This is a genomic window from Bacillus yunxiaonensis (assembly GCF_037104695.1).
Lineage (GTDB): Bacteria > Bacillota > Bacilli > Bacillales > Bacillaceae_G > Bacillus_A > Bacillus_A yunxiaonensis.
On record NZ_JBAWSV010000010.1, the window covers coordinates 20,525 to 34,841 of the forward strand.

The window sequence follows — 14,317 nt, forward strand, 5'->3', positions numbered from 1 at the left end:
GAATGTGCCCTAGTTTTTTAGTATGAATTTTAAACTGTTACGCCATTGCTATCTATTTAATGCTCTATACGTGTTGCATCAATCCAATGCGAAACAGCCGGCATTACTTAATTACTATGATGAAAATTTCACGGTTTTGGAGGGTTTACATATTTATCGTTCACTTTTACGCCCACTCCCTGATCATAAACCATTTTTCCGCCGAAATACCCTACAGAAAGGATAGCAGCAGAACATATTACTGAAAGCAAACAATACACAACCAGTATAGACCTTTGAAATTCCTTTTTTTTAATAATAAAGAATGTACGAAAAGCAACTACAAGAAACGCCAATATAGTAGTAAAATCTGCTAAGTTTTGATGATACTCGAAAATATTCGTATTTCCTCTTGCATCCTCTTCTGGACCTGTGCCAACCGCAATCCAAGCAAAAATAAAAGCAAGCATCCATAGCCAATAACCTTTTCTAGGCGAAAGCTCACGGTGCGTGATAATCCAAAATAAATCGTAACATGTAGCCATAATAATTAACACAATAGGAAAATGCACCATGATGGGGTGAATATGAGAAAACACTTCCTGAAACATCTTTTTTCCTCCTCTAGAAAAAATGTATATCAAGAATTCTATTATTTAATTTTTAAAATTTCTTTAAAAATACAATTCATATTCTTAACGAAAATAGCTATTTTAACCATAATGAATCAACTGATCAAAATGGTCTTCTCTTTAGTACCTCACCACATTGCCATCAAGCTAAGTTTTAACAGCTAAAGCTATTACTTGCATATCAAACAAAAAGGGTCCCCGACTGAGTATCGAGAACCCTTTTTGTTTTTCAGGAATATATTTCTTTTAAAATGTTAGGAGTATGACTCATAAACAATATGTAATTTTGTTTTTTCGTTTTAATTAAAATCCGATTCGTTGTACCGTATGGTGTACCTATTCGAATTGCATCAGCCTTTTCGCCACCGTAAGTATCATCTTCGGTAATTTCAATAATTTCTTCCAATGGAATATTGACTGTTGCAAGTTGCCACTTAATAATTAATTCTTTTTCCGTTTTTGTAACATCAATCCCCGCCGTAAACATATAATCAGAACCTTCCTGTTAATTTCTTTTCAATTTCATTATAAGTAAAATTCCTTTATTTATCATTACATGTTTTTATTTCCACCCCTCTCTTTTGCAATAAAAAAAGCACCTTATTCGATAAGATGCTTTTTTTGTATTCTTATTTTAGTTTTCCTACTTCAGTTAACACAGTATCTAAATCTTCCGCTGCTTTATTTAAAGTTTGTACATCAAGCGGTTGGACCTTTGCACCTGCTTCGATTGTGTGAAGCGGTGTTTCTAGTTTTTCATATAAATCAGCATTCTTTTCTTTTACTGAATCTTCAAATGTTTGCCATGTTTTCTCTAGTTGTTCTGCATCACCTTTTACTTTGGCAGCATCATTTGCTTGTAATTGAGCTTTCAAATCGCTCACTGTTTTTTTCATGCTAGTTGCCCCATCAGCAATAGAGACTGTTTTTTTCTCAGACGCCTGCTCCGTAGTTTTCGTACTTTCGGCTTTCTTTTCTCCTTGCGCTCCGCAAGCCCCTAATGCTAGAGAAGTTGCTACTATAACCGGTAAAATTAATTTACGAGATTTCATATTGTTTCCTCCTATTATGCCTGTTTTTGTTGTGGTTCTAATTTTTTATCTTTTTTCTTATTCCGTACTGCAAGTATTACTGCAACAGCAAGAAGAATTACTTGTGGGATGGTACTTTCCCATGATGGATAAATCGCGAAAAAGTCTATAGTTGGGATTGAAAGGTGCGTAGCCGGCAATAATCCAGCAAGTTGCAAGCCATGAATACCCATTCCTGTGAATTTAAAGCATAAGTAAAACATGAGAATACTTGAAACTAAGAAAAATGGACGCATCGGAATTTTCAAGCCTACCTTTAAAATTAAATACGATAGGATGATGAGTATAAAAGCTCCAAGCGCAATGCCTATTAGCAGACTTGATATTTTAATGGAAGATGCCATACCAATGAAAAACAATACAGTTTCTGTTCCTTCACGAAATACTGCAAGGAATGACAGGATTGCTAATGACCATAGACTTCCTGTATCCAATGCTTTTGTACTTTGGGTACGAATATACCGTTGCCACTCCGCGATACTGGATTTACTATGAAGCCAATAACTCATGTACATCAGCATCACCGCAGCAAATATTCCCGTCCATCCAGCAATGAGAAAGTTATTACTCCCAAATGCCCCTGCGGAGAAGAGCATATTCACAATCACACCAAGAATGATACTAACGCCAAGCCCTGTTCCAACACCAATCCAAATCCATTTGCTCTTTTCTTCATGTCCAGCCTTTTTCAAGAAGCCAAGCAACGCTACAACGACCAATAGCCCTTCCAATCCTTCTCGTAACAGAATAGTAGTTGCATCTAACATGTTGTAGCTCGTCTTCTGAACAAGCGGTGCTAAGTAATTCCGCATGTCTTCAATTGTTCGCTTAGCCCCTGCTATATCAGGAGAATCGGAAGCAAGCATAGCATACGAAGTAACCATATCACGCTCAGCATCTCCGTATATTTTGGAGGACTGTGTCAACACTACGCCCTCTACATCCAACCATGAGGAACGGAATGTCTCAATATCCTTTTTCGCTCCTTCAATGTCATGTTTATCAATTTTGGAAAGTGAATCATCTAAAAGGGTAATCAAACTAGCCACGTCCGCTTTTTTTGTATTTCCCTCGTCTTTTTGAGTAGATGTAGCAGCGAACTTACCGGCAATAAATTTATCGTTTACGTCCTTTAGTTTTTGAAGTGCTGTCTCTACTTTTTCTTTATTTGCTGGTTGCTGAGCAAACGCAAATTGCACCTGCCCCATTGCATCTTCAATATCGCGATATGCTTCTGAAGATTGTTTTTTGATTCCCTCTTCAATGGAAAGCCATGTCGACCTAAAGGCTTCATATTGTTTGGAAGCTCCATCTATATCTCCTTGTTGTACAAGCTGAAGTGCTTGTATAACCGGTTTATTTGCTTTTCCTAAATCATCTGCCGCTGTTGCAGCAAACCCACGGAATGGCAAACTCACAAAACCTAATAACACTATTAGTAAAAAGGTATGTACTTTCCACCTCATGCTAACCCCTCATTTCTATATATCAACAATTTTCCATTAAATACAATTTAATCAATACTGAAAATCATTATCATTTAAATCGCTAACAAAATTATAGGGTTTTATATTTCGAATGTCAATTATATTCTTTGCATTTATCCTCTGCATAAAATTACCACATGATTAAAGAAAAATATTTCTATTTAAAATACGCAATTAGAGTGTTTATTTAGTAACCATAAGCCCCCAGATTTACCATAATCATGTTTTATAACATAAAAAAAATACCGAGCATACATTGCTCGGTATTTTTAAAATTCTATTCTTCTTTCGGAAGAACAATCCCTTTATACAATTGAACGGTAATGAAATAATAAATCGCATAAATGACTATGAAAATGACAAGTGGAAGCCAAATGCGGAAGTACGGATCAAGTAAAATAAAACCGAACATTTTCATCCCAATTAACACGTGTACAATTCCCACAATTGCCGGGAATAAGAATACTAAGAATAACTCTTTATAAATGGACTTCGTTAATAGCTCACGGCGCACGCCGATTTTACGAAGCATGTTATAACGTGTAATATCTTTTGATGCACCAGAAAGGATCTTAAACATTAAACAACTTGCCATCATTGCTAAGAAAGCAATTCCTAGGAAGAAGCCCATAAATACGGTTCCGCTCGCAATGCTGTAAAACCCTGTATACATCGCATATTTCGTTGATAAATCATCAGCTTTTATATCTTTATATTTCGCTAACTCCAATTCATCAAGTTTTTTCCATTCATCTTTATGTGCTATAAAATTATCTGTTTTTCCAATGAAGGCAATTCCTTCTTTTCCTTGCACTTCATTGTACATCTTTTGATCAACAATTTTCATAGTGTGATCACGGTATAGGTAGAATGGCTGAATATTTCTTAAAGCCTCGTCCCATTCTTCTGGAATTGCCACTGCTTGTTCTGCTTTTTCTTGACCATAGCTAGAAATAGCACCTACAGGAAGCTCTCCCGAAACACGTTTAAATTTACCAAAGCCTTCTTTCCCTTTACCTTCATGTACTAACGGGCGATTTTTTTCTAAATCCTCTTTTAAATAGTAAACATATTTATCATCAACTTTATAACGATACTCGTTTTTCTCATTGAATGTAATACCGTCTAAAATTTTCTTCTGTTCTGCTGTTGGATTATGAATGGCTGTATCATAAATCGCAAAACCATCTACAGTAAGCATTACATTATTTTTAAAAGCCATACCGCCAGAAATGGCACCTGCCCCAAGTGCTACTAACATCGCTACAGTTGCTAGTACCCTCGTTAAACTGTTAATACGGAAGTTTAGCTGTGCAAATGTAAATGCGTTAAGCCCTTTTTCGCTTCGTTTTTTATTACTTTTCAGCTTTTTAATAATAAGCGGAAGAACAGAAGCAAATAACATATACGTTCCTGATGTTATTGTAATGAGCGCAATGATGATACCAAATTGTTGTAACTTGTCCATATAAATCATAGAAGCATAGCCGATTGCTAATAAAATAATCGCAAGAAATGCGACAACAACAGTCATTTTTCCTTTTACAGCAACTCGCTCTGTTTGCGCATCTGCATGCACAAGCTGCAATACTGAAATACGTGATAGTTTAATACTATTCATAATTGCTGATAACACAAATAATGCAAAGAAGAAAATACCCGTAACAGTCATCGATGGAACATAAAATCCATGATAACCACCTGCAGTAAACTCAAGCTGCTTCATAAGCAGCTGCCCAACTCCTTGCGCCAGCCCGACACCGACTGCAATCCCGATTACAAGAGACGCTACTCCTATTACGATTGTTTCTATAAACATAAGCAATGTAATCTTATGTTTTTTTGCCCCTAACATCATATACATACCAAATTCTTTTTGACGCAAAGATAATAAGAAAGAGTTTGCATATAAAATATAGAAGAACGTTATAATGGCTAATAAAAATGAACCCGCTTGAAAGACAAACCCAATTGCTGCAATAACAGAATTCGATTCAAGAAACGCTTTATTCATTGCAAGCGTTTGAAACATATAAAAAATAGAAATTGACATAACAAGGCCGACAAGTAAAACGATATAGTCTTTTAACTTACTTTTCAGCCCTGACATAGAAAGCTTAAATAACATGCCTGAACCTCCTTTCTTATGCTTTTTGTGTGCCTAAATCAGCAAGCACATCTAAAATTTCTTTATAGAATTCTTCACGTGTACCTTCGCGGTGAATTTCTTTATATAACTCTCCGTCTTGAATAAATAAAATGCGTCGGCAATAACTTGCACTATACGGGTCATGTGTAACCATCATAATCGAAACACCTTGTTCTTCATTTAAGTTTGTCATCGCATCTAAAAGGCTTGTTGCGTTTTTCGAATCAAGCGCTCCTGTTGGCTCATCCCCTAAAATAATTGCTGGTTCATGTACAAGCGCACGCGCTGCTGCTGAACGCTGCTTTTGTCCGCCAGAAACTTCTGAAGGATATTTTTGAAGAATTGCTGAAATCCCTAACATTTCCGCTACTTTTTCTACTTTTGGACCAATCTTTTTAGAAGGAACGCCTTGTAGAGAAAGTGGCAGGGCAATATTTTCATAGATTGATAGATTTTCTAGTAAATTAAAGTCCTGGAAAATGAATCCTAGTTTTTGTGAACGGAAATCAGATAGCTCCCCTTGCTTCATTTTCGTAATATCCGTACCTGCAATTTCAACAATGCCATCCGTAGCTTTATCTAACGTTGAAATGACATTTAATAAAGTGGTTTTACCAGAACCAGATGGCCCCATAATCCCAACAAATTCACCCTCTTGAATGGAGAATGATACGCCTTTTAATGCATGTGATTGGCTCTCACCTTTTTTACCGTATACTTTTTGAACATTTTTTACGTCAACAACTGGTGTTTTCATATAAACCCTCCTGTACTTTGTTTCCCAGCTCCTATTTTGCTCTTTTTGGACGTCCTCTGCCATTGATTAAACTTACATTTAACTTACATTTTTGTAAGATAAATAAACGGCTCCATATGTTACATGTAAACACGTAGCATATGGAGCCGTTTATTATTTTAAGATATATATTTTTATTTCACGTAATAAAGTTACATTACAACTGTGTGATCTTTCCAACACTTGCACTTGGATCTACATGTAATGTACCGCTATATTCAACTTCATCCACATTGCAGTCTGGACCGATTTTTATATGACGGCCAGACACAATTGATACATCTGTTTTACTTAAAGTGATGTCGTTTCCTTTTATCGTTTTACAAGCAATTCTTTTCTTAATGCCTGGAATGAAACTTGTAAGAGATATAAATTTACGAGAGGGTGCTAACGTGATTATATCCCCTTCAACATTTTGCAATTCACTAGGTGCTATAAATCCTATTTCAATCTTTTTTACTTGTAGATTTCCATTTACTCGAACAGCCCCTTGCACTGTAAGTGTTTCGGCACACACATCTTCCTTTATCGATAAAGTACCCGATGAGTGTATATGTTTTGCCTGTATTTTTCCTAACTTACAACTACCGGTGTTTTTTATTTCGTTAATTTGAGATACCCCTTCAATCTTGCATGTACCAGAATTGCTAAAACTTTCAGCAACTAAACTTCCCCGAATTGTACAGTCCCCGATTATACTAAATTCATTAGTCTGTACATCCTTTTTAAAAGATGCAACGCCTTTCACACGGACACTTTCGGCAATAACTGGTTGTGAAAAAGATTTACTTCCAAATACATTGAGTTTCTCCCGTGCATGATTAGCTCTTGTCTCCATAGTATTTTTCATCTCTATTTCCTCCCCTTTATTTTTTCCTGTCGTGTTGTATAAAAACCTCAAGCATGTCAACATTTCTCTCTACATCAAATATACTATATATTACCATACTGAACATAAAAACCACTCTAACAACGATATGCTCTCCTTACGAGAGCTTTGTTTTTTCTGTGTTATGAGCTGCAACACAAAAAGGCAGCTAAGATCAGCCGCCTTTTTGTTCAAATTCATCTTATTTGTTAGCATTAATTTCTTGTTGTAATTTCTGATTAGAATTTTGTAATTGTTGATCAAATTTTTCTAATGCAGCATTAATAGCTGTTGTGTCTTTCTTTTGAACAGCCGCTTTCAATTCTTTTTGAATACCACGTTCGCCTTGTTCTTTACCCTTACCTTTACCTTTATCTTTATCATGATCTTTATCTTCGTGTTTTCCAAATATCGCTTCTAATTGCTTATGCTCTTGTTCTTTTGTTAATTTTCCATCTTTTACTTGTTGTTTAATAGAATCAATTTCTTGTTTATGAGCTTCGTAAAAAGCTTTTCGTTGCGTTTTCTCTTGTGCCTCTTGTTTTTGGAAACCAGCTGTTTTGTGCAGTTGTTGCTCTAAATTTTTATGTGTTGCTAAATCTTGTGTAAGTTTCGTTTTCAAATCAGAAGAAGCGTATTGATTAATGATATTCGTAAGCTCCTTCTCATGGTTACCTTTATGGTGATGCTCTGCTGTTTCATGTGTAGCTGATTTGTTAGATGTATTGGAATGATTCACTACTGCACTTCCTGCTGCTGGAGTCAATATAGTTGCTGCTAAAATAGGTGCAATCAAACTTGATCTTAGTTTCATTTGAAATTCCTCCTAAAATACGTAATGACCTTACAAGCAGTATTATCGGACAGGTTCCTTAACTTTTCCTTAACTTTTCCTTAACTTTTAAAACGTACAAAAAAATAATAGGAGTTCTGACACAATACAAGGTGCATTGAACTACCCTCACCTACCTTCCTCGTTTCTCTCTGAATCTTGAAGTGAGGGGCTTACTCCACGTTAATGCGGGATAAAAAATAAAACCAGGTCATACTTCGACCTGGCTTACTCTGATTGCTTTGATTTTTGTGGTTGTCCTTTTTTACGATTTCTTTGCTTCGCTTGTACCACTGGATCTAATTCATTTGAAAACTCAGCATTATGTCCATTTTGCGTTTTTTGTTCTGGGTTATTTTGATCAGAACGTTTTGCCATTTATCTTTCACTCCTTATTAATGCGGTGTAGTGATCATTTGATGCCGTAGCTGTTGCACCGCAAGACGAGCACGATATAACTGATCGCGCTGCTCAGCAGTTGCAAAGTGCTCCATTGTTTCGATTTCTGTATAAGCTTTTTCCAATTGGAGCTGTGCATCTGAATAATTCATCTTATTGTAATGTTCTTGTCTCATACCACATTCTAGTTGTTGTTTTGCGTATTCCATCGCTTGTTCTGCTTCATTGATGCATCGTTCAATTGCGTAACGCTCTGCCATCATGTTTCCTCCTTGCCTTTCATTTCTCCATTAGTCTATCCCTTCCATCTGAACCTTATGAGTATGTTATAATGATTTTTGCTCATATCATTGAGGAGGAATAACATGAAAGCTCAAAATCCTTTCCCATATTCAAATGACAATAAACGTTATCATACATGGAACTATCACCTGCGCGGACATTTTGGCGAGAAAATCTTTAAGGTTTCCTTAGATGCTGGCTTCGATTGTCCAAACCGTGATGGCACAGTCGCATACGGCGGCTGTACATTTTGCAGTGCGGCTGGTTCTGGCGATTTTGCTGGTGACCGCCGTGATGATGTTGTGAAGCAATATCATGAAATGAAAGAGAAAATGCATACAAAATGGAAAGATGGAAAATGTATTGCGTATTTCCAAGCTTATACGAATACACACGCTCCTGTTGAAGTGTTAAAAGAAAAATTTGAACCTCTTTTAAAAGAAGAAGGTGTTGTCGGTTTATCAATCGCAACTCGTCCAGACTGCTTACCAGACGATGTTGTCGAATATTTAGCGGACTTAAATAAACGGACTTACCTTTGGGTTGAGCTTGGCTTACAAACCGTGCATGAACGTACAGCACTTCTTATTAACCGTGCTCATGATTATCCATCTTATGTAGAGGGTGTAAATAAACTTCGTAAGCATAACATTAACGTATGTTCACATATCATTAACGGCCTCCCGCTTGAGGACTATGACATGATGATGGAAACAGCGCGCGAAGTCGCAAAGCTTGATATTCAAGGAATTAAAATTCATTTGCTTCATTTATTGAAGGGAACACCGATGGTAAAACAATATGAAAAAGGACAATTAGAATTCCTTTCTCTTGAAAATTACGTAAACCTTGTTGTTGATCAACTTGAAATCATTCCATCAGATGTCATTGTGCACCGCATCACAGGTGACGGTCCACCAAATTTAATGATCGGTCCGATGTGGAGCTTAAATAAATGGGAAGTATTAAATGCAATTGATGCTGAATTTGTACGCCGTGGCAGTTGGCAAGGCAAATATGCAAATGAGGTGAAGGAAGTATGAAATTAGAACGCATTTTACCTTTTGCTCGCACACTGCTAGAGCGAGCTGTGAAAGAAGGAGATTATGCCGTTGATGCAACGCTTGGCAACGGTCATGACGCTTGTTTTTTAGCAGAACTTGTTGGAGAGAACGGAAAAGTATTTGGCTTCGATATTCAAGAAGAAGCAATCACAAATTCAACCGCGCGTCTACAAGAAAAAGAACTGACTGAGCGCGCTGTTCTTATTCATGATAGTCACGATACATTAACAGCCGTACTACCAGAAGATGCAAAAGGAAAAGTGACAGGAGCCATCTTTAACTTAGGCTACCTTCCTGGCGGTGACAAAAACATCGTCACAAAACCTAACTCAACTCTTTCTGCCATACAGCAACTATTAGAAGTAATGGCACCTGAAGGCATCATCGTTCTCGTTATTTATCATGGACATCCAGAAGGACAAGTCGAACGTGATGCTGTTGTGAAATTTGCGCAAGAGCTCGATCAAAAAGAAGCGCATGTACTGAAGTACGAATTTATGAATCAACAAAATAACCCGCCGTTTATTATCGCAATTGAAAAACGATAAGGCACCTCGTCCATATATCGGTGCTTCGACACAAATACACCTACAAAAATACGTGCAGCGTGCGCGTATTTTTTATTACATGCCAAAAGAAGGATTATCCGACTCAAAACAAGAATTTCTACACCCGGAGTAAGATTTAAAGTCTACAAAGGGGATGAACAACTATGATTGGAATACTAGCAGGTATGGGGCCAAAATCTACAGGACCATTCGTTGATAACGTAGTAAAACAATGCCAAAAAATTTACGGTGCGAAAGATGACATGGACTTTCCTCATATGATGATTTATTCATGTCCAACACCTTTCTATATCGATAGAACTATTGATCATACTGATATGGAAAGAGCTATTATAAATGGCGCACAAAAGCTTGAAAGTACTGGTGTTGATTTTATTGCGATGCCATGTAATACAGCACATCTTTATTTTGATCAGCTGCAGAATTCACTTTCCATTCCACTATTAAATATGGTGGATGAAACGCTAAAAGAAATACCTCATCACACTAACAAAGTTGCTCTTTTAGCAACTGATGCTACTGTTCAGTCTGGTATATATCAAGCAGGCTTTTTAAAGCGTGATATAGATTATATTCAAAAAGATAGCTGGCAAACTAATATAAATCAAATCATATCTAAAATAAAAATAGGACAAATAAACGAAGCAAGCAAATTGTGGAGTAAACTATGCTCAGAATTAGCTGAAATGGTTGACGCTGTTGTCATAGCATGTACAGATTTGAATGTCGTATTAGAGACAAAACACAATAATCTTCACTTTATAGATTCCTCTACATGTCTTGCCAAGGCTATTGTAAACAAGTATTTATCTGATCAAAATGCATGATAGAAGTAAAAAAGCCGCTCTTTATACAACAGTATAAAGAGCGGCTTTTTGCATCACTGCGCTATTTTCTTTCGATACATCTTCCCATTCCAATAGAAAAAGCGCGAAGTAAGACCTCCATATTTTACAATGCGCCGCGCCATCTGCTGCATTTCTTTTTGCTGCGACACTTTTTGGTCTGATAAATATATACCTAGTAATCCGCGGCTAATGAGGCGGTGAAATTTCATATGCGGGATTTGTTCCAAACTTTTTTCCGCTTCTATTACAAAATGTTTCAATCTCTCAAGAGTTGCTTCTTTATTCTCATAATAACTACAGAAATTTAAATCTCCGCCAATACGGTCCTCTTCTTGGTCAATGAAATAATCAAGTAAAATGTGTAATCCTTGTACATACGGAAAATATCCTTGCTTAATTTTCATAATATCTTCGTCTGCTAATTCATCGTGGAACGCATACGCGACAAGACAGAAAATACCAAGCGTTGAGCCTGCACATGCGGAAAATTCAAACCAGCTCATTGGCGGGACTTTTTCACTATGCGCTGCAAACCACGTTTTTAAACGCTCTTCTCTCTCTTCTAGCTTTACATGTTTATGAATTTGCAAATCACAATAATAACAAGCAAGCTCATGAAGAATTGGTGCAATCTTGTTATAATGCTTCGTTTTTGTAAGCACGTCCTGACACGTTTCTACAAGTTCATCTAAATAACCGCCATCATCTTGATCATCACGGTAACGATAATAATTGCTTCCTTCACTTCCTGGCGTTAACGCCGCAAGCATCGATTCATGCAGCGCCGCAAAATCATTCGGATCAAGCGATGTGCTGCGGTCACATAAATTATCCAAGTAATCACTAATCGTTTGATACGCTACAATAAATCGAATACATTCTTCACGATGTTCATGGGCAAGCAGCGCTAAAATTCCGCCACCCTCACAGTGAAACGTTTTATGCTCAATACTCGCTAATGCTTGATTATGAAGTTCATCATTCGGAATATGATAGGCGCGTTCTTTCCACTTTGCGAGCTCATGGTGTACGACCGGAAACACATCTCGGTATACTTTCGCCATGAGCGTTATGGGGTTACTTGGTACTGTCACTTCTTTCTTCATCTCCTCTAATGAATATGGTTAAACATGTTCAAAATGTATTACAAATTTCATCTGTTTATTTTTCTTTCTGAATTAAATGTGTTTCTACAAATGATTTTGCATATGCGAAAACGTCATCTTTTTCATACTCATTAAATAGCTCATGATAACAATTCGGCCATTCCTTGTATGCTTTATCACTAATTTTCAGATTATCAAACCATTTGCGGACACGTGTTTTATCTACAAGTTTATCCTCACACGCCTGCATTAGCAAGAGTGGTACATCTGGAAATTCATCGCGTTTTTCATGGGCGACTTCTACAGCTTTAATTAACTCACTATACCAACGAACTGATACTTTGCGCAAGAACAATGAATCATTTTCCATCGCATCACGAGCTTCATGATTGCGTGTTGCCATTTCAACTGTAATATTCGAATGAAACTGCATTTTCGGCGCAACAACATTCAGCACTTTTATAATAGTCTGAAGCGGTGCTTTAGGCCTTAATACAACCCCTAAACACGGTGAAGTTAAAATTACTCCTTGCACATCCATTTTCGTTTCTTGCAGCACACGAATGACCGTTAAGCCTCCCATACTATGCCCATATAGGAAAATAGGCAAGTAATATTTTCTCGCTTCTTTGATCCATGCCTTTACTTCTTCTATGTATTCATCAAATGAAGTAATATGTCCTCTATTTCTTGAAGTTGTTCCGTGCGCTGGTAAATCACCCATTACCACATGAAAACCAATATACCGCCACATTTCTGCAAGTGCTTCGTAACGGCCATGATGCTCCATCGCACCGTGTACCATAACTATAACAGCTTTCGCCTCTTCTGCTTCATAATTCCACATAAAACTCCTCCGTTTCACTCTCTTTCATAATTTGCTACACTAATATTAGTTTCTAGGAGAGGAAGATTACTTATATGATTTATCCTTACAAAGACAAAAACCCGAAAATCGCTAATAGCGCATTTATCGCTGACTATGTCACAATTACAGGCGATGTCACAATTGGTGAAGAATCAAGCATTTGGTTTAACACTGTCATTCGCGGAGATGTTTCTCCAACCATTATCGGAGACCGGGTCAATGTACAAGATCAATGTACACTTCATCAAAGCCCCGCATACCCGCTTATTTTAGAAGATGATGTCACAATTGGACATCAAGTTATTTTACATAGCTGTACAGTGAAAAAAGATGCGTTAATCGGCATGGGGTCTATTATTTTAGACGGAGCTGAAATTGGTGAAGGTGCATTTATTGGTGCCGGCAGTTTAGTACCACAAGGAAAGAAAATCCCGCCAAATACACTTGCATTCGGCCGCCCTGCAAAAGTTATACGTGAGTTAACTGATGAAGACCGTAAAGATATGGCTCGCATCCGTCGTGAATACGTAGAAAAAGGGCAATATTATAAAAGCTTACAAACAAAATGATTTTTTAGCTGCCACTATACAGGCAGCTTTTTCTTTGCAAATCTCTACCTTTTCTTTACAAAATCTTAGTATTCCCTCAATAAAATCTTATTAAAATAAAAGTAAATCTTCAAATATATATGTAGTGAGGAGGAGAATTTTGATGAAAACTAGATCCATCAGCTCCTTATATAAAATAGAGTGCTACATCTTCAAAGGAATTAATCGCTATTTTGAGCGCAAAACATTAAACATCTTTTTTCGCACCATTACACATATGGGCGGTGCTACCGTTACGATTTCTCTCGTTCTATTCTTACTTTTTTTCACAACCGGATCTTTACACAATGCATCAATTGCAAGTGCTATTTCCCTTGCGATTAGCCATATACCTGTGCAAATTCTAAAAAAGTTTTATCCAAGAAAACGACCTTATTTAACAATTCTTAATGCAAAGCATCCAACAAATCCATTAGTAGATCATTCTTTTCCATCAGGACACACGACTGCTATCTTTTCTGTTATTACTCCTTTTTTATTATATGAACCAAGTATGACATTCTTGCTGCTTCCACTAGCAATTACCGTGGGAGTTTCACGCATTTATCTCGGCTTGCACTATCCATCTGATGTACTTGTTGGCATGTGCCTCGGAACAATGACCGGCATTATTTCTTACTATCAATTCATTCCACTTTTTATATAAGGCGAAACTTCCATCGGTGGGGGGAGTTCATCCTCACTGATGGAAAGCTCTCAGCAATCAGGCTCTTAGGGGCGGTTATCCCCCACCTACTTT

The 14,317-nt window shown here is 37.0% G+C and carries 17 protein-coding genes; 5 read left to right on the forward strand and 12 right to left on the reverse strand.

The features are described 5' to 3' along the window. Nucleotides 1-128: 128 nt before the first annotated feature. From WAX78_RS21785 to WAX78_RS21830, 10 genes are all read right to left on the reverse strand, one after another. Nucleotides 129-590, reverse strand: a complete 462-nt coding sequence (locus WAX78_RS21785; RefSeq protein WP_336484130.1) for a DUF2231 domain-containing protein — start codon at nt 588-590, stop codon at nt 129-131. A 250-nt stretch (nt 591-840) separates the two neighbouring features. Continuing rightward, complete coding sequence (locus WAX78_RS21790) at nt 841-1,098, reverse strand: SunI/YnzG family protein (protein WP_336484131.1); 258 nt, start codon at nt 1,096-1,098, stop codon at nt 841-843. 142 nt (nt 1,099-1,240) lie between these two features. After that, nucleotides 1,241-1,663: a hypothetical protein gene (locus tag WAX78_RS21795; protein WP_336484133.1), complete on the reverse strand. Its 423-nt coding sequence runs from the start codon at nt 1,661-1,663 to the stop codon at nt 1,241-1,243. Between the two features lie 14 nt (nt 1,664-1,677). Continuing rightward, entirely contained in the window at nt 1,678-3,168 is a 1,491-nt protein-coding gene (locus WAX78_RS21800; RefSeq protein WP_336484135.1) for an FTR1 family iron permease, read from the reverse strand. Nucleotides 3,169-3,466: 298 nt separating this feature from the next. After that, complete coding sequence (locus WAX78_RS21805; RefSeq protein WP_336484136.1) at nt 3,467-5,317, reverse strand: ABC transporter permease; 1,851 nt, start codon at nt 5,315-5,317, stop codon at nt 3,467-3,469. A 16-nt stretch (nt 5,318-5,333) separates the two neighbouring features. Then, a complete protein-coding gene (locus WAX78_RS21810) occupies nt 5,334-6,095 on the reverse strand; it encodes an ABC transporter ATP-binding protein (protein ID WP_336484137.1) in 762 nt (253 codons plus the stop codon). 196 nt (nt 6,096-6,291) lie between these two features. Next, the gene (locus WAX78_RS21815) at nt 6,292-6,984 is read right to left on the reverse strand and encodes a hypothetical protein (RefSeq protein ID WP_336484138.1); all 693 of its coding nucleotides are present in this window, start codon (nt 6,982-6,984) and stop codon (nt 6,292-6,294) included. Between the two features lie 220 nt (nt 6,985-7,204). Next, on the reverse strand, nt 7,205-7,816 hold the full coding sequence (locus tag WAX78_RS21820) for a hypothetical protein (protein WP_336484139.1): 612 nt from the start codon (nt 7,814-7,816) through the stop codon (nt 7,205-7,207). A 246-nt stretch (nt 7,817-8,062) separates the two neighbouring features. Continuing rightward, nucleotides 8,063-8,212 carry a hypothetical protein gene (locus tag WAX78_RS21825; RefSeq protein WP_003208774.1) on the reverse strand — a complete coding sequence of 50 codons (150 nt, stop codon included), beginning with the start codon at nt 8,210-8,212 and terminating at the stop codon, nt 8,063-8,065. A 17-nt stretch (nt 8,213-8,229) separates the two neighbouring features. Beyond that, entirely contained in the window at nt 8,230-8,493 is a 264-nt protein-coding gene (locus WAX78_RS21830; protein WP_336484140.1) for a YtzC family protein, read from the reverse strand. Nucleotides 8,494-8,598: 105 nt separating this feature from the next. Here WAX78_RS21830 and mnmL point away from each other — a divergent pair, with 105 nt between their 5' ends. The 3 genes from mnmL to WAX78_RS21845 all read left to right on the forward strand — a co-directional run bounded on the left by mnmL (nt 8,599) and on the right by WAX78_RS21845 (nt 10,975). Then, a complete protein-coding gene (gene mnmL, locus WAX78_RS21835; RefSeq protein WP_336484142.1) occupies nt 8,599-9,558 on the forward strand; it encodes a tRNA modification radical SAM protein MnmL/YtqA in 960 nt (319 codons plus the stop codon). Next, complete coding sequence (gene mnmM / locus WAX78_RS21840) at nt 9,555-10,127, forward strand: tRNA 5-(aminomethyl)-2-thiouridylate-methyltransferase MnmM (RefSeq protein WP_336484143.1); 573 nt, start codon at nt 9,555-9,557, stop codon at nt 10,125-10,127. The genes mnmL and mnmM overlap by 4 nt, the downstream gene beginning before the upstream one ends. 164 nt (nt 10,128-10,291) lie before the next feature. Next, a complete protein-coding gene (locus tag WAX78_RS21845) occupies nt 10,292-10,975 on the forward strand; it encodes an aspartate/glutamate racemase family protein (protein ID WP_336484144.1) in 684 nt (227 codons plus the stop codon). Nucleotides 10,976-11,028: 53 nt separating this feature from the next. On the opposite strand, the gene WAX78_RS21850 is transcribed toward WAX78_RS21845, so the two are convergent. Both WAX78_RS21850 and WAX78_RS21855 read right to left on the reverse strand, forming a co-directional pair. Further along, nucleotides 11,029-12,090: a tetraprenyl-beta-curcumene synthase family protein gene (locus WAX78_RS21850; RefSeq protein ID WP_336484267.1), complete on the reverse strand. Its 1,062-nt coding sequence runs from the start codon at nt 12,088-12,090 to the stop codon at nt 11,029-11,031. Between the two features lie 67 nt (nt 12,091-12,157). Beyond that, nucleotides 12,158-12,949, reverse strand: coding sequence for an alpha/beta hydrolase (locus tag WAX78_RS21855; RefSeq protein ID WP_336484145.1), 792 nt, complete (start codon nt 12,947-12,949; stop codon nt 12,158-12,160). Between the two features lie 74 nt (nt 12,950-13,023). Here WAX78_RS21855 and WAX78_RS21860 point away from each other — a divergent pair, with 74 nt between their 5' ends. Together WAX78_RS21860 and WAX78_RS21865 are read left to right on the forward strand one after the other, a co-directional pair. Further along, on the forward strand, nt 13,024-13,539 hold the full coding sequence (locus WAX78_RS21860; protein ID WP_336484146.1) for a gamma carbonic anhydrase: 516 nt from the start codon (nt 13,024-13,026) through the stop codon (nt 13,537-13,539). Between the two features lie 142 nt (nt 13,540-13,681). Next, the gene (locus WAX78_RS21865) at nt 13,682-14,224 is read left to right on the forward strand and encodes a phosphatase PAP2 family protein (RefSeq protein WP_336484147.1); all 543 of its coding nucleotides are present in this window, start codon (nt 13,682-13,684) and stop codon (nt 14,222-14,224) included. Nucleotides 14,225-14,317: the final 93 nt, after the last annotated feature.